Origin of the sequence: Paraburkholderia sp. SARCC-3016, assembly GCF_031119615.1 — a bacterium.
Taxonomy (GTDB): Bacteria; Pseudomonadota; Gammaproteobacteria; order Burkholderiales; family Burkholderiaceae; genus Paraburkholderia.
This window is the reverse complement of record NZ_JAVHZD010000031.1, coordinates 68346-87314: the sequence shown is the minus strand read 5'-3', so window position 1 is coordinate 87314 and position 18969 is coordinate 68346. Positions and strand designations below refer to the sequence as shown.

Annotated in this window: 17 protein-coding genes; 9 read left to right on the top strand and 8 right to left on the bottom strand. The window is 59.5% G+C overall.

The window, feature by feature from the left end; genetic code table 11:
• Positions 1 to 36: 36 nt before the first annotated feature.
• Positions 37 to 1800, bottom strand: coding sequence for a D-lactate dehydrogenase (dld, locus tag QYH69_RS27375; protein ID WP_308834852.1), 1764 nt, complete (start codon positions 1798 to 1800; stop codon positions 37 to 39).
• Between the two features lie 1431 nt (positions 1801 to 3231).
• Here dld and QYH69_RS27370 point away from each other — a divergent pair.
• From QYH69_RS27370 to QYH69_RS27360, 3 genes are all read left to right on the top strand, one after another.
• The gene (locus QYH69_RS27370) at positions 3232 to 4197 is read left to right on the top strand and encodes a response regulator transcription factor (RefSeq protein WP_308834851.1); all 966 of its coding nucleotides are present in this window, start codon (positions 3232 to 3234) and stop codon (positions 4195 to 4197) included.
• 291 nt (positions 4198 to 4488) lie between these two features.
• Positions 4489 to 4638, top strand: a complete 150-nt coding sequence (locus tag QYH69_RS27365) for a hypothetical protein (RefSeq protein ID WP_308834850.1) — start codon at positions 4489 to 4491, stop codon at positions 4636 to 4638.
• A gap of 46 nt (positions 4639 to 4684) precedes the next feature.
• Positions 4685 to 5680, top strand: a complete 996-nt coding sequence (locus QYH69_RS27360; protein ID WP_308834849.1) for an aldo/keto reductase — start codon at positions 4685 to 4687, stop codon at positions 5678 to 5680.
• A 130-nt stretch (positions 5681 to 5810) separates the two neighbouring features.
• On the opposite strand, the gene QYH69_RS27355 is transcribed toward QYH69_RS27360, so the two are convergent.
• Both QYH69_RS27355 and QYH69_RS27350 read right to left on the bottom strand, forming a co-directional pair.
• Entirely contained in the window at positions 5811 to 6182 is a 372-nt protein-coding gene (locus QYH69_RS27355; RefSeq protein WP_308834848.1) for a hypothetical protein, read from the bottom strand.
• A 51-nt stretch (positions 6183 to 6233) separates the two neighbouring features.
• Complete coding sequence (locus QYH69_RS27350) at positions 6234 to 6563, bottom strand: hypothetical protein (RefSeq protein ID WP_308834847.1); 330 nt, start codon at positions 6561 to 6563, stop codon at positions 6234 to 6236.
• 552 nt (positions 6564 to 7115) lie between these two features.
• Here QYH69_RS27350 and QYH69_RS27345 point away from each other — a divergent pair.
• Positions 7116 to 8402: a helix-turn-helix domain-containing protein gene (locus QYH69_RS27345; RefSeq protein WP_308834846.1), complete on the top strand. Its 1287-nt coding sequence runs from the start codon at positions 7116 to 7118 to the stop codon at positions 8400 to 8402.
• Between the two features lie 360 nt (positions 8403 to 8762).
• Positions 8763 to 10238, top strand: a complete 1476-nt coding sequence (locus tag QYH69_RS27340) for an aldehyde dehydrogenase (RefSeq protein ID WP_308834845.1) — start codon at positions 8763 to 8765, stop codon at positions 10236 to 10238.
• A 73-nt stretch (positions 10239 to 10311) separates the two neighbouring features.
• Here the strand turns inward: QYH69_RS27340 and QYH69_RS27335 are convergent, their stop codons facing one another.
• Positions 10312 to 10974 carry a hemerythrin domain-containing protein gene (locus QYH69_RS27335; RefSeq protein ID WP_308834844.1) on the bottom strand — a complete coding sequence of 221 codons (663 nt, stop codon included), beginning with the start codon at positions 10972 to 10974 and terminating at the stop codon, positions 10312 to 10314.
• 365 nt (positions 10975 to 11339) lie between these two features.
• On the opposite strand from QYH69_RS27335, the gene QYH69_RS27330 reads away from it, so the two are divergent.
• Positions 11340 to 11600 (top strand): hypothetical protein, encoded by a 261-nt coding sequence (locus tag QYH69_RS27330; protein ID WP_308834843.1) that lies wholly within the window; start codon positions 11340 to 11342, stop codon positions 11598 to 11600.
• Between the two features lie 17 nt (positions 11601 to 11617).
• On the opposite strand, the gene QYH69_RS27325 is transcribed toward QYH69_RS27330, so the two are convergent.
• The 3 genes from QYH69_RS27325 to QYH69_RS27315 form a co-directional block, all read right to left on the bottom strand.
• Complete coding sequence (locus QYH69_RS27325; RefSeq protein WP_308834842.1) at positions 11618 to 12361, bottom strand: hypothetical protein; 744 nt, start codon at positions 12359 to 12361, stop codon at positions 11618 to 11620.
• 242 nt (positions 12362 to 12603) lie between these two features.
• The gene (locus QYH69_RS27320) at positions 12604 to 13077 is read right to left on the bottom strand and encodes a GDP-mannose mannosyl hydrolase (RefSeq protein ID WP_308834841.1); all 474 of its coding nucleotides are present in this window, start codon (positions 13075 to 13077) and stop codon (positions 12604 to 12606) included.
• A gap of 22 nt (positions 13078 to 13099) precedes the next feature.
• A complete protein-coding gene (locus tag QYH69_RS27315; RefSeq protein ID WP_308834840.1) occupies positions 13100 to 14380 on the bottom strand; it encodes a glycosyltransferase WbuB in 1281 nt (426 codons plus the stop codon).
• A gap of 247 nt (positions 14381 to 14627) precedes the next feature.
• Here QYH69_RS27315 and gmd point away from each other — a divergent pair, with 247 nt between their 5' ends.
• Genes gmd through QYH69_RS27300 form a run of 3 tightly spaced genes read left to right on the top strand, consistent with a single transcriptional unit; the run spans position 14628 to position 17429 of the window.
• Positions 14628 to 15740, top strand: a complete 1113-nt coding sequence (gmd, locus tag QYH69_RS27310) for a GDP-mannose 4,6-dehydratase (protein WP_308834839.1) — start codon at positions 14628 to 14630, stop codon at positions 15738 to 15740.
• A gap of 10 nt (positions 15741 to 15750) precedes the next feature.
• Positions 15751 to 16722, top strand: coding sequence for a GDP-L-fucose synthase family protein (locus tag QYH69_RS27305; protein WP_374992510.1), 972 nt, complete (start codon positions 15751 to 15753; stop codon positions 16720 to 16722).
• Positions 16719 to 17429 (top strand): putative colanic acid biosynthesis acetyltransferase, encoded by a 711-nt coding sequence (locus QYH69_RS27300; RefSeq protein ID WP_308834837.1) that lies wholly within the window; start codon positions 16719 to 16721, stop codon positions 17427 to 17429. Before QYH69_RS27305 ends, QYH69_RS27300 begins: the two co-directional genes overlap by 4 nt.
• Positions 17430 to 17815: 386 nt before the next feature.
• Here the strand turns inward: QYH69_RS27300 and QYH69_RS27295 are convergent, their stop codons facing one another.
• The gene (locus tag QYH69_RS27295) at positions 17816 to 18955 is read right to left on the bottom strand and encodes an acyltransferase (protein WP_308834836.1); all 1140 of its coding nucleotides are present in this window, start codon (positions 18953 to 18955) and stop codon (positions 17816 to 17818) included.
• Between the last annotated feature and the right edge of the window lie 14 nt (positions 18956 to 18969).

Here is an 18969-nt window from a genome sequence, read left to right as displayed (position 1 = left end):
GCTGACGTCGCGGTAGGTCCCGCAAACGTCGCTTCGTTAACTCGCGGCTTCTTCCTCCGCTTCCTGGTAACGGGCAAACTTTGACGTTTTACCGATTCCGGGATTGAAGCAGTTGCACGGGTCGAGCCGGCGATAGAACTCGGCCAGCACCGGTTTGGCATAGTACAGATGGCCGACATTGTGCTCGGCAGGATATTCCGCGCCGCGCGCATCGAGCAGCTTCCACATTCGGTGTTCCACATCGAGACAATCGTACCCCTTCTCGACTATGTAGTCCTGGTGGAAGACGTGGCACAAAAAATGTCCGTAATAAAGCTTGATCGCGATCGGCTCCTCAATTTCTCGTGGCAGCTTCTCTACCCAATCCCGATCATTGCGCCGCAATGCGATGTCCAGTGCGACGATATCTTCCACCTCCCGCGCGTGAATCGCGCGATACCGCACGGCCGCGCCAGCGGCTGCAAAACGATGCAGGAACGCTTTCTCGCCTTCCTTGTCGGTGCACTCGAAGTAGCTTCCCGTGGCATGAGCGAAATAGCCCTGGAGATAGGCTTGCGCTTCGGCAACGCAATCCGCCGTCACCTTAAGAAGAAGGTGATGTTCGTATTTGTCCCGATACTCACGCATCCTGCGAGGCAAATGGTCCGGAAATAGCTTGCTTGCGAACTGCATAACGCGGTCGGTCAGATGGGCAGGCAGAAATCCCATTCGTTCGAACAGCGCATCGAAGCGGCTCTTCAACGCAAAGAGACCAGGAAGCCGCGACGTCCCAAGGTACAGGATCGCGAGGAAAGTGTCCTTGCCATAGACCGCAGCGATATCGAACGCGTCACGGTGAAGATACTCACCTGAGATCGGGAGCCTGGAGAAATTTTTCAGCACATGGCGACGGATGTCGGTTAGCTCATCGGGCTGATTGGTTCCGATGTAAAAGACCTTGCTATCCTGGTCGATCGGAAACGTGTCGAGGCGAACTGCAAAAACCATCAGCTTGCCCGCGGACCCGGATGCTTCGTACAGGCGGTGGGTGTCGGCGTTGTAGCGCGCGGGTGTATCGGCATCGATTTCGCGCACATGGCGCGCGTAATTGCGATCGGAGGCGGCACCCGCATCGAGCTTGACATCCTGATCCGAGAAATCGCGATTTTCCAGACGCCCGAGTATGCGCTCGGGCGTATCGCCGAGCTCAATGCCAAGGTGGTTGACCAGGTTCAGCTGCCCGTCTTCATCGATTTGCGCGTATAGCGCGAGCTGGGTGAAGGCGGGTCCACGATTGACGAGGGCACCTCCGGAATTGTTGCATATTCCCCCGAACACCGAGGCCCCGATGCAGCTCGATCCGATCACCGAGTGCGGCTCACGTCCAATTGGCGCGAGTGTCTTTTCGAGCTGGTCGAGAGTTGTACCGGGCAGACAGACAACTTGACGTCCATCGTCGATGACATAGAGCTTCCTCATACGGGTCGTACTGACGATCACTACCTCGCGGTCGTAGTCGTTGCCGTCCGGAGTGGAACCTCCGGTGAGTCCGGTATTCGATGCTTGTGTGATTACGATGACGTCGTTCGCTACGCATGCGCGCAGCACGTTCCATTGCTCGACAAGCGTGCCGGGCCGGACCACGGCCAGAGCATTGCCTTCTCCGAAGCGAAATCCCCTGCGGTACCGCCGGGTCTCCGACGCCGAGGTCAGTACGAACTTTGCGCCAACTATCTGCTTGAGATCTTCAATGAATTTTCCTTGGTCTTTGCGATCGCGAGATGACGCCACGCCAGTTCTTGCTTGACGGAATGTTGACATTACAGCTCCTGGTTGGTGAGCGTTCAATACGCCTTAGACTCATGACAAGTGATGGTTCTACTTCCGCAGACCGATCTGCGCTTTCAGATTTGCACTGACGTTTTGCCATCGGCTTTGAACCAGGCAAGATAGTCGAGGCGTTGCTGAGCGACGGCGTACGGAAGCACGACTAAAGGTTCCGCGCAGCTTGGGAAACGATTCTGTCGTGACGACAAGCTTTCCAGCGGCGATCTCCCATTCAAGTCGAATGCTCATCCCTTTGTGCTTAGCCATCCGTCGAACGTACGCGTTGATTTGCATGCCTTTGCGTTGACAGAATACATAGATGCGCTTACAAGCGAACGCTCGACTAGCCATACGGAGACATTTCCTTCTGGTCAGGATTTGACTGTATGACTTCAATTTCCTCTCGACTCCCTTTCGTTTTGTTATTTACCTGTACCGAACCATGCAGCACTCGACCGCCCTCTTCGTCGCCGCGAGCAGGGGACTGCGGCCTTCGCACAGGGCACTGTGCTTTCGTGCAAGCAGAGAACCGCTTTGTCATTGCGTTCGAACATCGAAATTTTCGTGAAAGCAATGCGCCAGTTTTCTTATTATTCAAATCAGGCGATCCGTGGTTCTAATGCGAAATCCTGGGTGCGTTTTCAATTGTCCCGACATTGAGATCACGTTGACTTTGGGCACTCCTCTTAACAATCGACCAGTCGACGAGTAGTCCTGTACAGAGATGGCTGGTGCTGGTTGAGCAAATTGTCTTGCTCCCGGTGGACGTTAACGTCCCATGTCGTCAGCCCGAACGCCGCAGCGAAACTGAAGGATCGGGAAGTGCATGGAAACGGTCTGACCGTCGGCGAGTGTGCATTCTCAGCGATGCGGACAACCGAAGTCGGGAATGACGAGGCGAAGCTACTGTCTGGAAGACAAACGGGTCTGGACTCGTGCGAATGGATCGCAACGCCTCTGCGAGGCCTCTCCCATCCGTATCCATCCCGCCTTCACGATTGGGCACAACTCGATTGTGAAAATGCACAATGGCGCGCCGTATGCCCGATGTATATCGTGTGTGACTACAGATATGTTCGAGCGTTAGCTTTGACGGCATGGCCGGCCACTCCATAGAGTCGGTACGCGGTTGAAGGGGCTACCGGCTCTCTCGGATACCTAACTCGATTCGCGTCGGCGTAGTCATTCCCCGTTCGTGTTCACGCGTAGGTCGCATTCCTGATGGACGCGATTATTGCCGCGGTTCTACCGCTATTCGATTTATGTTTTCCCATGCCGCGATGCATACGCGCGACCAGGACTTGCCAATGCTTCGATGCATATCAGGGCATGTGTCACGCATGGCATAGATGACCAGATGTTTACATAGGACCGTGCGCAACGCCTACGAACGACACGTATCGCTGCAGAGAGCCTCGCCTATCTATGGGAACCAAAAGCAAGATATTGATCGTCGAATGGGACACATCGAAGGCCGAAATACTGTGGGACGAAATCCAGCAGTCAGGACATGAACCTCTTGTGGCCTTCTCGGTTCAGCGAGCGACGCTGTTGATAGCGCAGGAGCATCCGCACGCCGTGCTTCTACGCTGGCGGATGCCGGACGCATCGGCCCTTTCGCTGATCGATGATCTGCGCAGGCATGTGACGACCAGCCGCTTGCCGATCATAGTGCTTGGAGAACAGGATGCGGGCGAGGACGAGTGCATTCGCGCGCTGGAGGCAGGCGCGCACGACTATGTAAAAGGTCCCTATGGCACGCGGGAATTGCTCGCTCGTATCGGGGTCGCGCTGCGCCCAGTCTCGTATCGCAATGCGCGCAACGAGGTGTCGATCGGGTTGCTGACGATGGATCTCGATGCACGCCGGGCGTTTGCGCGAACCGCACCGGATGCAGACGAGGTCGACCTACGGTTGGGACCAACCAGTTATAGGTTGCTGAGATTCTTCATCGAGAACACGCACAAAGTGCTTTCGCGCAAAGAAATTATCGACAGCATCTGGCTCGGCAGGTCGGTGCATGAAGGGATCGTCGACGTTTACGTCAAGTCACTAAGGGCAACGCTGCAGCCGATGCGAAAGAGCCTTGCGATCGAGACGGTGCGTGGGGCAGGCTTTCGACTGTCGTCTGTCGTTGCCGCGCCGCAGCCGCCGCGGCCTGCCGTTGGTTCGCCTCGACTGGGCAAATGCTCCCTCACCGGCGGTCGGCCGCACAACGGCGCCACGCGCAATGAACCTGTGCTTGTTTCCGATCTCAACGCCGCGATCGAGAAGATCCGGCGTCTGAAGGATCTGTTGCATGAAGCCGCCGAGGAAAACCGGCTTTTGCGCGATGAATTCGAGGCGACGCAGTCTGCAGCATCGGACAATCGTGGGCCTGTGCCGCCGTGAAAAAGGCCGGTAAGCGATGCGATGCCATGAATCGTAACGCGACGCTCTGAAAAACCTTATGCGTCCGGTAGTGTTATAAAGTATCGTTTGGGGATATGATCGGTTACGCGCAAGTTAGATCGAAGTAAAGGCAGCCGGATCCGGCAAGAAGTGAATTTGAAATAGTAAGTAATCCAATGTAAATGAAAGTATCGCTGTGGAGGTGCGCGTCGACCGCCATTTTTTCCCGCGTGATCCCCGCAAGTCCAGGCTGGCCTTGCCGCGACCAGGCAGGTCGGCTGGCGGTTTCGCGTGGAAAGCTTCGGCAATCTCCAGGTGGTTAACGGCCGCCGCAACGAAGTGCAGACACGTTGGCCAGGTCAACCGGCGGCCGATGCCGTTGCGGAGCTGATCGACGTCTCGTCGCAGTCAGCTAATGAACAGTTTTCTCTGGATCCGTGACCTTTTACGGCGCGGATCTCTTCGCCAATTCGTCAAGAGGTTGACTATGAAGAAGCGCATGTTGGGCAGGAGCGGACTCGAGGTATCGGCAATTGGCCTTGGATGTATGGGCATGAGCGGTGTCTATGGGCAGGCGGGCGAACGCACCGCAATGGTGTCCCTGATTCGCGACGCGGTCGACGAAGGCGTTACCCTTTTCGATACGGCGGAAGTGTATGGGCCCTTCATCAATGAGGAACTGGTCGGTGAAGCGCTGGCACGAGTGCGCGATAAGGTAGTGATCTCCACCAAGTTTGGCTACGCCCTCGAAACGGCAGTTGGAGGCGCATGGCCGACGCAGCTCAACAGTCGTCCGGACAATATCAAAGCAGTTGCCGATGCATCGCTCAAGCGATTGCGCACCGACCGTATCGATTTGTTCTTTCAGCATCGCGTGGATCCCGCTGTACCGATCGAGGAAGTGGCTTCGGCAGTGGGTGAGCTTGTCAAGGCAGGGAAGGTTTTGCACTTTGGCCTATCCGAGGCAAGTGCCGATACGATTCGTCGCGCTCACGCGATTCATCCTGTCGCAGCGGTTCAAAGCGAATACTCGTTGTGGTCAAGGGAGCCCGAAGAGGAAATCTTCGGCGTACTCGAGGAACTCGGAATTGGCTTTATCTCGTATAGCCCGTTGGGCCGCGGCTTTCTAGCGGGTGCCGTGAATGCCGAGACGAATTTTGGCGCCGACGATTTCCGAAGCTATCTGCCCCGTTTCGCGAGCGCGGCACGTCGGCAAAACTTGGCGTTGGTCGAAGCTCTCGCCAGAATTGCCCGGCGAAAGGATGCAACGGTGGCTCAAGTTGCATTGGCATGGCTGCTAGCGAAGAGACCGTGGATCGTGCCGATCCCCGGCACGCGCAAGCATTCCAGGATGATTGAAAATATCGGGGCGGTCAATGTCACGCTAACAGCGAATGACCTGGAGAGCATCGACCGTGACCATCCTGGGCGTGTTATCGGTGCACGCTACGGCGATTCGGATATGGCGATGGTGAATGGCTGATCTTGCAAAGGTGCCAAAGCATCGAAGCTGCGAGCGGGAATGCGTGCATTCTTCAGAGCGAATCGTGGTGCTGTAACCGGCTGATCGTGCCCGCGGCGCCAATTCATGGCGACGCGGACCGCCAGCGCGCTCACTCGCGGGCGCGCGCGTCACAGCAGATCAACACTGCCTTTCTGCGACTGAATCGCATATGAAGCATCGCAAGTCCATATCGAGGACAGCCGGTGCAGATCGTGGCTATCCTTGATTTATCACCTAACGGTCTGATGTAACCACAGTAAATTGCCGAGCGAAACGCTGCATAGGCGGCGCATCGCACGAGCGCAACAATGAGTAATAACAACATCGCAGCGACAAATCGAAATATCCCGGTATGGAATAAGGCGTCGGGTGTACGGAAAATGAAGGCAATCGGAAATACGAATAAGGCCTGGACTGCGATGGCTGCAATTGAAATCGTCTTCAAATAGGCGCGAACCATCTTTACCGTTTCATCGCTCATTTGCACTTGCGTAAGATGGGGCCGCAGCATCGCCCGTTGTGCCAATGCGTGCTACGGCACGCGGAGTTCAACTTCCAAAATAGAGATTGCAATAGCTAACGGGCCCACGCATCCTTCTACGATTTGTCTGGTCGGGCCAATATTGAATCCGGACGGATAGCGATCGGGTTCTTGATCTCGATGGACTTTCGCCGTCACGACACTCATTTTGTTTCTGGCGGCGCTTTGGTCAGACTCGTACGACCCTTGGACTTGAGCCCAGGAAAATTCGGGCAACAGCAGCGAGGTTAGCAGGACTGCTCGCATTAGCTTGTTGTGCCTCCATCTATCCTGTGAGATGCGGCGGGAAGGAGTGCGCACGCGCGCAATCATTTCTTTCATAGTTCACTCCAAATGGTAAAGGCAGGTGAAAATTCGAGCGGATATGGAAACGTTGCATGACTAATCAATCAATTCAAATATTGTCTGATGCGATGAATAAAAACATGGAAATACCGAACTTCGCAACGGTCAGGCGAACTGTGAATCGGGAAATTTTTAACGAGAAAATATAGAGATGCTAACTACGGTTCGCGAGTCGATCCGATTGATGTGCGGAAATTTGACGGTGATTACAGGCGAGCAGACGCGGACCGGGACCGGCGCGGCGTGTTCGCGTTAACGTTACGTGATGTGCCTGCAAAACTGCGTTATGAGTATCGACAATTCATCTATATCGAAATGCGACAGCGCCGCCTCAGCGGCGTGCCGTTCGCCTGGTGACTTCTCACAAGCCGATTGCGCATTTTTCCAGTTCCAAACCGCAACGATACGTGGTCACATGGTCACATAAGCGGGCCAGGGGTAAGTTCATCGGAGCCCGCAGTCACGCACCCCTTGCGCACGGACAGGCAAAGACGATGATGGGCGATTGAAATGGACTTGACTGCGCGAATGCCTGATCCTCCCGAGATCAGCAGCGAACTCCGAAACAACATCAGCGCGCTTTACGAAGAACCGGGGTATCTGATCGACCACTGTTATGCGACGGTGATGAGCGTCGAAGGATATGAAAAGCTGGGCCTGTCAGAGAGAAAAGATGTCTACGACTCACTGTGTCTGGTCGTCAGACGCTGGTGCAGCCAGGTCCTGGGTTGCGATCACACGCTATCCGATGAAATCGAACAGTTCGAAGCGGCGATCAGGCGACGTGTTCATCAGGGAATATCGCTCGTTTCGGTGCTGTGTGCATTCCGGTTGGGCGTGAAGGAGCTATGGCTTGCTCATCTCGGTCTTGCAGAGCACGAGCGAGCGCTGCGCGAAGAACTGCTATTTGCAATTTCGCCGTACCTCTACGAATACGCGGATTTCATGACGGACCTTATCCGGCGTATTTTTATAGACGAGCAGTTCCAGCACACGCGCTGGCGCGCCGAGATGCGCCGCCAGTTATTTGAACTCGTGTTCACTGGCGGCCTCGACGAACAGGACTTCGACAGGATTGCCCGCAGCTTGAGTGTCGATCCAACGTTGCCACGCGTAGCGCTTGCCATCGATTGGGAACTCATCGACGCGTCGAGGTCAAGCCCCGAAGACACAATAGAGCGTCTTGCACTTAACCTCGGCGGTGCGGTCAATGTCGAGGCCGAACACGTGGTGCATGGAATGCGCCATGGTCGTCTTATCGCGTGGATACCGTGCGCACGCGGCGACTCGCTGATCTTCAATCAGCGCGCGCTGTTAGGCTCGATCGTCGAGTTTGCGAACCGGACGTCCGGAGTCCGGCGCGTGGGCGTTGGACTGATGAATCGGGGTCCGAAAGGATGGGCAGCTTCTGCCGACGAAGCGACCTCCGCTCTCGACGTCGCCTTGCGAAGCAGTGACGCCACCAAGGTTTTGCCGTATGCCGACATTGCGATTGATGAGAGCATCCGCGCCAACCGGAACGCGCTTCGCTATTTCGAAGCGGTGCTGGGAGAGATTTTGCGCGAGAGGGACCTGCTGAAGACGTTGGAATGCTACTTCGATAGCCGACAGCATCGGAAGAAGACCGCAGCGACGCTTGGTATTCACCCGAATACGCTGAACTACCGGCTTGAACGGATCGAGGCGTTGCTCGGCGCCGAACTCGACGCGCCGGCCTGGATCACCCGGATATTTGTTGCGCTGAATCTGCGCAACGCAGCGGCTGCGAATCTGGGCGAACAGATCGAAGACCAGACATCCGGGGTGGCAAAGTGAATTCACGATGGCGGCCTCGGTTCGGCACATCATCGGCCGGGCCGATTGATCTCGCTGGGTCTCGAAGGTCGCCCGGACATTCCGCAATATGCGGTGCCTCTCTGAAAGCGGACGCACCGGCCGATGCCGTTTGGTTCGCGCAGGACGAACGTACGTCAGGGAAAGGGGGAATGACAGCGCATGCATGCCTTCTGCCTTAGACTGGCCGTTCATGAGCGTGCCCGCGGGCAGACACCGTCGTTGAAGCCTGATTGTCAGGAAAATGCAGGCTTCCATGTCGTCGCGCCTTTGGCAACGAAGACCGCGGCATAGGCATCCCGCTACCGGTGCGCTATCGAACCATTCACCAGGAGAGTCGGAATGAAAACCTACAGCCATTTCATCGATGGTCAATACGTCGAGCCAGCCGACGGGGAATGGATGGACACCATCAATCCGTACACGGGCGAAGCATGGGCGCGCATTCCCAAAGGCAGCGCGAAAGACGTGGATCGCGCGGTACAGGCGGCGAAACGGGCGATGTCGTCGGGGCCTTATGCCGCGATGACCGCATCAGAGCGCGGCAAGATGATGCTGCGCCTCGCCGATCTGGTCGCCGCGAACGCGCAGCGTCTGGCGGAAATCGAGGTGCGCGACAACGGCAAGCTGCTGTCGGAGATGCGCGGTCAGCTCAACTATCACCCTGAATGGTGGCGCTACTTCGGCGGCATCGCCGACAAGCTCGAAGGCGCTGTCGTGCCGATCGACAAGCCCGATCACTTCGCGTTCACGACGCATGAACCGGTGGGCGTGGTCGGCGCGCTGACCGCGTGGAATTCGCCGCTGCTGTTCATCGCGTGGAAGTGCGCACCGGCGATTGCGGCCGGTTGTTCAGTGGTGGTGAAGCCTTCGGAGTTTACGTCGGCCTCGACGCTGGAATTCGCGGCGCTGACCAAAGAAGCGGGCTTTCCCGACGGCGTGTTCAACGTGGTGGCCGGACTGGGACCCACGGTCGGTGCGGCGCTGGTCGAGCATCCGGATGTCGCCAAGGTTACGTTCACGGGCTCGGATGCGACGGGCGCGGCGATCTATGCGCAGGCCGCCAAAACCATGAAGCGCGTTACGCTGGAGCTCGGGGGCAAATCGCCGAATATCGTGTTCGACGACGCGGATCTCGACAAGGCCGCGAGCGGCGCGATTTCCGGTATCTTCGCGGCGACGGGGCAGACCTGTATCGCCGGCTCGCGGCTGCTCGTGCAGAACTCGATCAAGGATGCGTTTACGAAGCGTCTCGTCGAACTGGGCGGGTCGGCCAGGAAGGGCGATCCAATGGACCCGCAGACGAATATCGGGCCAGTCACGACGCCCGCGCAGTACCGGAAGGTGCTCGACTATATCGGCATTGCGAAGGCCGAAGGCGCGCACTGCGTGCTCGGCGGCGAGGCGGCAAGCGGATTACCCGGCGGCCAGTTTGTCGAGCCGACGATTTTTGTCGATGTGACGCCGGCCATGCGCATTGCGCGTGAAGAAGTGTTCGGCCCCGTGCTGTCGATCATCGGGTTCGACGACGAGGACGAAGCGATCCGCCTCGCCAACGACACGATCTATGGGCTCGCTGCAGGCGTATGGACGGAAAACATCGGACGCGCAATGCGAATGTCGAAGGCCCTGAAAGCGGGCACGGTGTGGGTGAACACCTATCGCGCGGTCAGCTACATGATGCCGTTCGGCGGCATGAAGCATTCGGGCATCGGCCGCGAAAGCGGCATCGAGGCCGTCCGGCATTACCTCGAAACCAAGAGCACGTGGATTTCCTACGCGGAAGGCGTGCCGTCGAATCCGTTTGTCATGCGCTGATGCTTTGCAGCGTCGCACGGCGACATTGCTACCGCGTTAAAGGGCCTGCTGCGTCGCGCCGCGGTGAGACGTTTCATTCCGAGGTGCGAGCCGGCCCATGCACCCGCTCGGCGTAGGGGGCATAAATTTGTAGGGCCTGTTGCTCGAAAGGCGACACGGATGCTTCCGGAGCGCTTTCGAGCTTCGCGCATGTGATCATGCCTTTCGCCAGCAAAAGGTCATCCCGCGAGAAATGACCGCGTGCCGCCTCGCCCATCTGCTCCCATTCGGCGGCGGTTACATGTTCCTCGACCGCTGGCAAGGCTCTCGATTCTTCCAGCGACATATGATCGAGCAGCGCCGGCATCAACTGCCTGATCGCTTGCGACAAAGCTGAACGGTGTTGTGAGCCGGCACCGCTGCGCCAGCTTTGCAACTCATCGTTTATGCGAGCGACGATTGTCGCGATGTCCAAGTGATGGTTCTCCATCAAAAGCGAAATCTCAGCCGTTTCGGCGGAGCCGCGGTCCTTCAGCCTGGGCCACAAGAACTCGTCTTCGAGTGTGTGATGCGCATGCAAAATGGCGCACAGGAAATGGATATGACCCGCTACCACGTCGGTCCGCGGCCGGTCGTCGGGCAGAACGCCGTCGACCAGCGCCGGAGCACGACGAAACTCGCGCCTGAACATGGCATGGACGTCGAGCATCGTTCGGGTATCGGCATAAGGCCCTTCAGGCGTCGTTTCTCTGCTCATGGTTCAACTCGGTTCCAAGAGTGCGCGTGCAGGCACTCGCAAAGGTGCGCCGATGCGATTCATACGGGGCAAGCGCGTCGCGGGAGCGCGGCCCCGGCTCGAAGCTTATGCGAGCGACGCGCGCACGCGGATCGGAAGCTTCGTTCGACGACCGTGCGTTTCGCGTCCAGGCCGTGCGAAACCGCTTGCCGTAGCGCTCGAACGGACGCAACCCGATGTGGTGCGGTGACAAGTGGCAACGGATGTGCCTGAAGCTGCAACAATGAATCTCGCCGCGCATGCTCATCAACGAGCGCATGCAGGTCTACACTGGGTCACCGGATGCGTACAGATGGATACGCAGCACGTTTCCTGGAGAGACAGTCATGAAAATCGCAAAGTTCGTCGTCGCAAGCCTCATGGCCATTCCGGCCGCCTTTGCGTTTGCACAATCGACGCCGCCTTCGATCAACGACGATGTGAGGGCAAGCATCGCGCAAGAGAAGATGACATATCGCTACGCCGATCGCGTCGACGAGACACAAGCTCAGATAAACGATGCGAAACGGGCCGGCCTGCTGCCGCATCGGATGGCCGAAGTCGACATGGGCCGTTATTCGCTGTCGGTCGTCCGCCCTTCATTCTGATCGACCCGCGGCTCGCTTCAGGTCTGTCCCGAACGCACGTCGACGAGCCGGTCGCGGATAGCGCGCCAGATGCGCGGCACGATCCGCAGGCCGGCGGTCATGCCGGGATCGTAGTAATGCACGATCAATGTGCGGCGCTCGCCTCGCTCGACATGAAGGTTTGCGTGCCGCGTCACAAAGCCATTGAACGCGTAGACATTGCCGGGCACGCACGCGATCCGGTCGCAACGTTGTCGCGAGAGATCGCGGCGCGTCTGTGCACGGCGGATGGCGAGCGGAAGGCGCCGCAGCGCGATCATCCAGGCCTTCGCAATCACGTTGGTCGCGGCCGACAGCTGCTGGCGCTGCCGGCGATAGACGATCAGATCGCCATTTTCCGCGGCGTCGTGCGCCGACCGCAGCGGAATCAGCAGTGTCAGGATATGTGAATCGTAGTGCCGCAGATGGCTCTGGGCGGGCAGCGTACGGTTTATGCAACGCAATACGCAAAGCGATTCGCCATCGACTTTTAGCCCCTTCTGTGCGGCCCAGCGTTGCGAGTGGACGCGGGCCTGCTGTTCGACACGCAGAAATTCGCCGCGCTGCCGGAGCAGCTCGACGACGCGCGCGGTCGTCTGGATCGCACGGCGGCCATCGGCCGGTAGCCACGTGTCGCGCGTTTCGTCGATGGTCGCATTGATCTCGTCGAGCACGGTCTGCGGCACGACGTTCTCGTACAGGCGCACGCGAGGCGGTGCGATATCGGTGTCGTCCTCAAGCATCTGTGGAGACTCCGGCAGGCACTGCCTCGCAAGGCGCTAAGCACGATAGCCGTCGCGCGGGCGGCCAGGCGATTGTCGGATCCGGGTAGGAGGAGGGGAGCGAAGTTCGAAGCAAAATCTTTCGGTAACCGGTCGGAATGCGTCCTTGTCACCTTAAGTCATGCAATGGCGGCCGAATAGACAAAACATATCTTCGATCCGCCACATTTCACCGCATCGGGCAATGCATGCGGGCGCCGCTGTTATGCAATGACCCGCGTCAGGAAATACGCGCGGCTATTCTCATGAACCGATTCGTCGAGCGCGATATCCTCGGCGCTCGCCCAGCGATAATCCGAATGCTGGTCGAGCGGCAGATGGGACAGGCGCTGGGGCACGCGGAAGCGATAACCGAGCACGACGTAATGGGTCGATATGCCTTCCTTGCCGCTGAAGTTATCGTCGTAAAAGTGTTCGTAGACGCCCATCAGTTCGGCATCGGAGCGATCGGCGCGATGCAAGCCCAGTTCTTCGAGCATGAGGCGTGTGAACGCATCGTCGAGACGTTCGTTCTTGCGCACGCGGCCGCCGGGGACGAACCATACGCCTTGCGCGGGACGATTGACGCGCCGCCCGAGCAGATAGCGGTCCTGGCTGTCATGCAGAATCAGGTCCAGCGCGATCAGCGGCGTGTTCGAGACGACATTGAGAAATTCGGTATTGCCAAGCTTTGCCATAGGGGGCTCCTCAAGCACTCAATCAGAGGTCGCGCTCACGCAGCCCGAGCGGGCTTTCCGCCGGTTCGACGTCGATGCAGCGCGCGCGCAGGGTCGACTCGAATTCGCCGAGCACGCTGTCGCGCGAGAGCGCGGCGAGCGCATAGTCGCGTCCCGCGCGGCCGAGGCGTTCGCGACGCACCGGATCGGCCGCGAGTGCCACGATCGATGCAACGAGCGGCTCGAGCGCTTCAGGCGGCACAACGACGCCGCGCGGCGCAACCGTGTCGAACAGTTCAGTGCCCTCATGCGCCATCGCGATCACGGGACGGCCGCTTGCAAGCATGCCGGTCAGCTTCGACGGCATCACGAGGTCGGCCGCGTCGGCGCGCTGCGGCAGCAGATGGATGTCGGCGAAATTGAGCAGCTCGTTGAGCTTGTCCATCGGCTGCAATGGAATGAAGCGCGTGTTCGGCAGATCGCCGCATACGGCCATCAGCGTGTCTCTCGCCGGCCCCTGGCCGCAAAATACGAAGACGATATCGCGGCGTTCGACGAGCGCAACCGCAGCAGCCCCAAGCACTTCGAGTCCTTGCTTCGCGCCCATGTTGCCCGAGTAGAGCACCACGTTCGCATCGTCGGGAATTTCGAGCTCGGCCCGCAGCGGGATCTTTGCACCGGCCTCGGCGTCGAGCGGATGGATGGCCGACGTATCGACCCAGTTCGCGAAGTGAACGACCTTGTTGCGCGGCACGCCCTTATGCAATGCATGCTCGATCATCTTGGCCGAGATCGTCGAGACGGTGTCGAAGCGACGCAGCAGATTGCGTTCGATCGCGAGTGCCATGCGCTTGCGCCAGTCGCCTTTGAGCACGCCTAGCTTGAACGCCGCATCGACCTCGTAGTCCTGGACATGCAGCCATGCATGCGCGCCGCTCAGTCGCGCGACGAGCCAGCCCGCCGGGGCGTTAAGCAGGCTCGGCGCGATGCTGAGCACGGCATTCGGCCGCCAGAAGACATGGCGCAGCAGCACGGGAAAACTCGAGAGCGCGAAGCTCGCAAGATGCACGAGGCGGCGCGCACCCTTGGGTTTTGCCGGCACCCAGAGCGGAGCGCGCCAGATATGCACGCCTTCGCTGCGCTCTTTGGCATAGCGAATCGATGAGAAACCGGGTGCTACCCGCCAGGCGGGATAGTAGGGCGGTGCGCAGACCACGCGCACATCGTGGCCGGCGGCGGCGAGCGACGCGGCCATGTCGGCGGTATAGCGACCGATCCCGGTGAGCTCCGGTGCGTAGTTGATGCCGTAGACGAGAATCTTCATCGGGCCTCACGATGTGTCGACGCAAGACGCATTGCGTGTGGAGCGCATCTTGCCCGCACTGCACCATCGGGACCCGCCAGGATATCGCCGTGCGCCGCCAATCGTGAAGCCCGCTCAGGCGGGCAGCTTCACGACGCCAAACTACCGTTGCTATCCGCCAAAAAAATTAATGCACTTGCGTTGTGTTTCGTCGAGGCGCTTTACTGCTGCTACGCATCCCCCTTTATTCATTTGCGAGATTTTTTCCATGTCGAAAACCGCGTTGATCACGGGTATCACGGGCCAGGATGGTTCTTACCTGGCAGAATTCCTCCTGGCCAAGGGTTATACCGTTCACGGCATCAAGCGGCGCACTTCGCTGTTCAATACCGAGCGCATCGACCATCTCTACCATGCTCCGCAGGACAAGGATCGCCGTTTCATCCTGCATCATGGCGATATGACGGATTCGTCGAACCTGATCCGCATCATCCAGGCGGTGCAGCCCGACGAGATCTATAACCTCGCGGCCCAGAGCCATGTGGCGGTGTCGTTCGAGGAACCGGAATACACGGGCAATGCCGACGGCCTCGGCACGCTGCGCATTCTCGAAGCGATCCGCCTGCACGGGCTGACGCGCAAGACGCGCTTCTATCAGGCGTCGACGTCCGAGCTCTACGGCAAGGTCCAGGAAATCCCGCAGAAGGAAACCACGCCGTTCTATCCGCGCAGCCCGTATGCGGTCGCGAAGATGTACGCGTACTGGATGACGGTCAACTATCGCGAAGCCTATGGCATGTATGCATGCAACGGCATCCTGTTCAATCACGAATCGCCGCTGCGCGGCGAGACCTTCGTGACGCGCAAGATCACGCGTGCGCTCGCCCGCATCTCGCTGGGCCTGCAAGACCGTCTGTATCTGGGCAATCTCGATTCGCTGCGCGACTGGGGCCACGCGCGCGACTACGTCGAGATGCAATGGATGATGCTTCAGCAGGACAAGCCCGAGGACTTCGTGATCGCGACCGGCAAGCAGCATAGCGTGCGCGAATTCGTCGACCTCGCGGCGCGCCATGTCGGCATCGAGATCCGCTGGGAAGGCAAGGGCGACGACGAACGCGGCATCGTGTCGGACGTCACGCTCGATCCGCGCGTGAAGGTCGGCGACGTCATCGTCGAAGTCGATCCGCGCTACTACCGCCCGACCGAGGTCGAGACGCTGCTCGGCGACCCGAGCAAGGCGAAGGAACGGCTCGGCTGGGAGCCGCGTACGAGCTTCGAACAACTCGTGCGCGAGATGATGGTCAGCGACCTGACCGAAGCCCGCAAGGACTCGCTTGTCCACCAGCACGGCTTCCCGGTTTACGAACGCCAGGAGTAAGGACGTGATCATTTCCAGACGCAAGCGCGTATTCGTCGCGGGGCACCGCGGCATGGTCGGCTCGGCAATCGTGCGGCGGCTCGAGGCCGACGGCAACGTCGACGTGGTCAAGCGCAGCTCGAAGGAGCTCGATCTGACCAACCAGTCGGCCGTGCGCGACTTCTTCAGTTCGCAGCGCATCGACGTCGTGTATCTGGCCGCGGCGCGCGTCGGCGGCATCCATGCCAACGATACGTATCCGGGCCAGTTCATCTACCGCAACCTGATGATCGAATCGAATGTGATTCACCAGGCCGCGCAGACAGGCATCGAACATCTGTTGTTCCTCGGTTCCTCGTGCATCTATCCGAAGCACGCGCCCCAGCCGATCGTCGAGGACGCGCTGCTGACCGGCCCGCTCGAAGAAACCAACGAGCCGTACGCGCTCGCGAAGATTGCGGGCATCAAGCTCTGCGAGTCGTATAACCGCCAGTACAAGGTCGATTACCGCAGCCTGATGCCGACCAATCTCTACGGCCCCGGCGACAACTATCACCCCGTCAACAGCCACGTGATTCCCGCGCTGATCCGCCGCTTCCACGAGGCGAAGGAAAGCGGCGCGCCGAGCACGGTGCTCTGGGGCACGGGACAGGTGCGCCGCGAGTTCCTGCATGTCGACGATCTCGCATCGGCCTGCGTGCTGACGATGAACGTGCCGAAGAGCGTCTACTATTCGGTCGCTTCGCCGCGCTGTTCGCATCTGAACGTCGGCTCGTCGACCGACGTGACCGTGCTCGAGATTGCGCAGATGGTCGCGCGTGTGGTCGGCTATACGGGCCGCATCGAGCACGATCTGACGAAGCCGGACGGTACGCCGCGCAAGCTCATGAGCAGCGAAAAGCTGGCCTCGCTGGGCTGGGAGCCGCGCATCGGTCTCGAAGAGGGACTGCGCGGCGCGTACGAGGACTTTCTCGAGTCCGAGGCGCTCGCTGTCGCGCAATGAGTCAGCGGGTACAGGCGATGGAAAGCCGCGGCGAGGTGTCTCATGGGCACGTGCAAGGTCACGCATTTCGCAGCCCGCCGTCGCCGGTACAACCGATGCAGCCCGTACCGCATCCGCCGGCGGATGCCGATGTCGAGGCGGCCACGGAACCGGGCCGCTATCTGAACCTTGCGCTGTTCAAGGTGCCGGCCGGCTTTCGCGGCCGGCCGGGCTGGTATGTGCAACTGTGGTGGGTCGTGCAGGCGCTGCTGTTCCGGCCGTCGCCGCAAATCGCCTATGGCTGGCGGCGCATGCTGCTGCGTTGCTTCGGCGCGCGCGTCGGCGTCGGCGCAATCATCCGGCCGACGGTGCAAGTCACGTATCCGTGGAAGGTCACGATCGGCGATCACGCCTGGATCGGCGACGACGTTACGCTGTATTCGCTCGGCCCGATCGACATCGGCGCGCATTCGGTCGTCTCGCAGAAGTCGTATATCTGCGCCGGCGATCACGACTACGAGACCGTCGATTTCGCGATTCGCGGACGGCCCGTGCGGATCGGCACGCAGGTCTGGATCGCGTCCGATGTGTTCGTCGCGCCCGGCGTGACGATCGATGACGGCGTTGTCGTCGGCGCACGCAGCACCGTGGTGCGCTCGCTGGAAAAGGGGTTCGTGTACGTGGGCAACCCGGCGCGCGCGGTGAAGCCGCGCAAGCCGAGCGTGTGACATGCGCGCGCGACGACGCAACGTTCGTCGTCGTGTCGCGCTGACTGCCTCCTCCCTGTATTACTCCTCGTCTTCGTCGTCCATGCACGACACCGCTGCGGCCGCGAGTGTGTCATCTCCCAACGACGCTACCCGTCGCGACGACCCGATAACTTCCCGTTGCATTCGCCCGATGGCGGCTAGCGCTTAGCGCCTATGCCACAGCCATCCATCCATCGTAAATGCCACGTCGTCGAAGGTGGGCGACGATCGCCGGCGCATCGGCGGCACTGCTGCTGATCGATCCACTTCGCTTTGAAGAAGATCCAGAAACCTGAGGCCCCTTTGCACCCGGGTGCAAAGGGGCCTCCCTCATCTTGGGCAACGATGCAAAACTTCGCGCTTGCCTACGACGTAGCTCTCGTCACGTCCTCGACCACAGCGGGCTTCCGCTCGGCCGGGAACAACGCGTTGCGAATCTTGAGGAAAGGAAACTCGATGGCTCGCGTCGTCACGTAGCCTAGAGCGATGGCGATGACAAACTGCGCCGCCATGATTGCCGCCCAGGCGGAAATCGCCGGCACATGCAGCGCGGTAGCCTTGCGAATCAGCATGTCCGCCGGCGCGAGCGCCAACGAATGCCACAGGTAAATGCCGTAGGAGTACACGCCGATCCACGCAATCAGCCGATAAAGCATCGTCTCGCGAATGGGCCGCGAATACTCCACCGTCAACACGATCAATGCACAGAATCCGATCGCCTGAATCGTATATCCGATGCTCCGGTCGAGCGGCACGTTGCGCGTGCCGAATACGAGCCACAGCACAAGGCCGAGCACCGCGGCGATCAGAAGACCCTTGCGGCCGGCGATCGCGCGATACGCCGCCGGCTTCATCCAGTACAGCGCCGCGAGCATCACGCCGAACAGCAGGCTGTCGATGCGATATTGCGTGTAGAAAGCAGTCTCGTCGATCAGACCGTCGTGGACAGCGACGCATCGGGCGATCAGCACCGCCACGCAGATCGAGCCGAGCACCACGAGCACGGTATCGATGCGCGCCCGAAAACGTGCCAGCAGGATCAGCAGCAGCGGCAGAAACAGATAGAAATGCTCTTCGACGGCAAGACTCCATGTCTGCGCGATCGACGAACCGAAGTAGTTCTGTGTATGCGTCAGGTTCTGCACGAGGAAGGTGTCGAGCGGATGCCGTCCCGCAATGACATGAAACAGAATCAGCACGTAATACGCGGGCCAGATCTTGAAGATGCGCCGCACGATAAAGCGCGTGGCGTCGATGCGCCCTTCCTGGGCGTACTGCTTCAGCAGCAATCCGCCGACCAGAAAGCCCGACAGCGTGAAGAACAGGTTCACGCCTTCCAGTCCGAAACTCTTCAACGGGTACTCGATCGCGGCAACCACCGCGCTGCCGGTCGGAAAAGAGTGAAAGTGAGTCCCCATCACCGCGATGATTGCGATTCCCCGAATAAAGTCGAGTTCGATCGATCGCTTGCCTCCGGGAATGCGTGTCGCGCCGAAAAGGCCCATGGTTCCCCCTACAA

Coding starts and splice junctions, on each gene's coding strand:
- dld (WP_308834852.1), bottom strand. CDS start 1,800: ATGTCAACATTCCGTCAAGCAAGAACTGGCGTGGCGTCATCTCGCGAT.
- QYH69_RS27370 (WP_308834851.1), top strand. CDS start 3,232: ATGGGAACCAAAAGCAAGATATTGATCGTCGAATGGGACACATCGAAG.
- QYH69_RS27360 (WP_308834849.1), top strand. CDS start 4,685: ATGAAGAAGCGCATGTTGGGCAGGAGCGGACTCGAGGTATCGGCAATT.
- QYH69_RS27355 (WP_308834848.1), bottom strand. CDS start 6,182: ATGAGCGATGAAACGGTAAAGATGGTTCGCGCCTATTTGAAGACGATT.
- QYH69_RS27350 (WP_308834847.1), bottom strand. CDS start 6,563: ATGAAAGAAATGATTGCGCGCGTGCGCACTCCTTCCCGCCGCATCTCA.
- QYH69_RS27345 (WP_308834846.1), top strand. CDS start 7,116: ATGCCTGATCCTCCCGAGATCAGCAGCGAACTCCGAAACAACATCAGC.
- QYH69_RS27340 (WP_308834845.1), top strand. CDS start 8,763: ATGAAAACCTACAGCCATTTCATCGATGGTCAATACGTCGAGCCAGCC.
- QYH69_RS27335 (WP_308834844.1), bottom strand. CDS start 10,974: ATGAGCAGAGAAACGACGCCTGAAGGGCCTTATGCCGATACCCGAACG.
- QYH69_RS27330 (WP_308834843.1), top strand. CDS start 11,340: ATGAAAATCGCAAAGTTCGTCGTCGCAAGCCTCATGGCCATTCCGGCC.
- QYH69_RS27325 (WP_308834842.1), bottom strand. CDS start 12,361: ATGCTTGAGGACGACACCGATATCGCACCGCCTCGCGTGCGCCTGTAC.
- QYH69_RS27320 (WP_308834841.1), bottom strand. CDS start 13,077: ATGGCAAAGCTTGGCAATACCGAATTTCTCAATGTCGTCTCGAACACG.
- QYH69_RS27315 (WP_308834840.1), bottom strand. CDS start 14,380: ATGAAGATTCTCGTCTACGGCATCAACTACGCACCGGAGCTCACCGGG.
- gmd (WP_308834839.1), top strand. CDS start 14,628: ATGTCGAAAACCGCGTTGATCACGGGTATCACGGGCCAGGATGGTTCT.
- QYH69_RS27300 (WP_308834837.1), top strand. CDS start 16,719: ATGAGTCAGCGGGTACAGGCGATGGAAAGCCGCGGCGAGGTGTCTCAT.
- QYH69_RS27295 (WP_308834836.1), bottom strand. CDS start 18,955: ATGGGCCTTTTCGGCGCGACACGCATTCCCGGAGGCAAGCGATCGATC.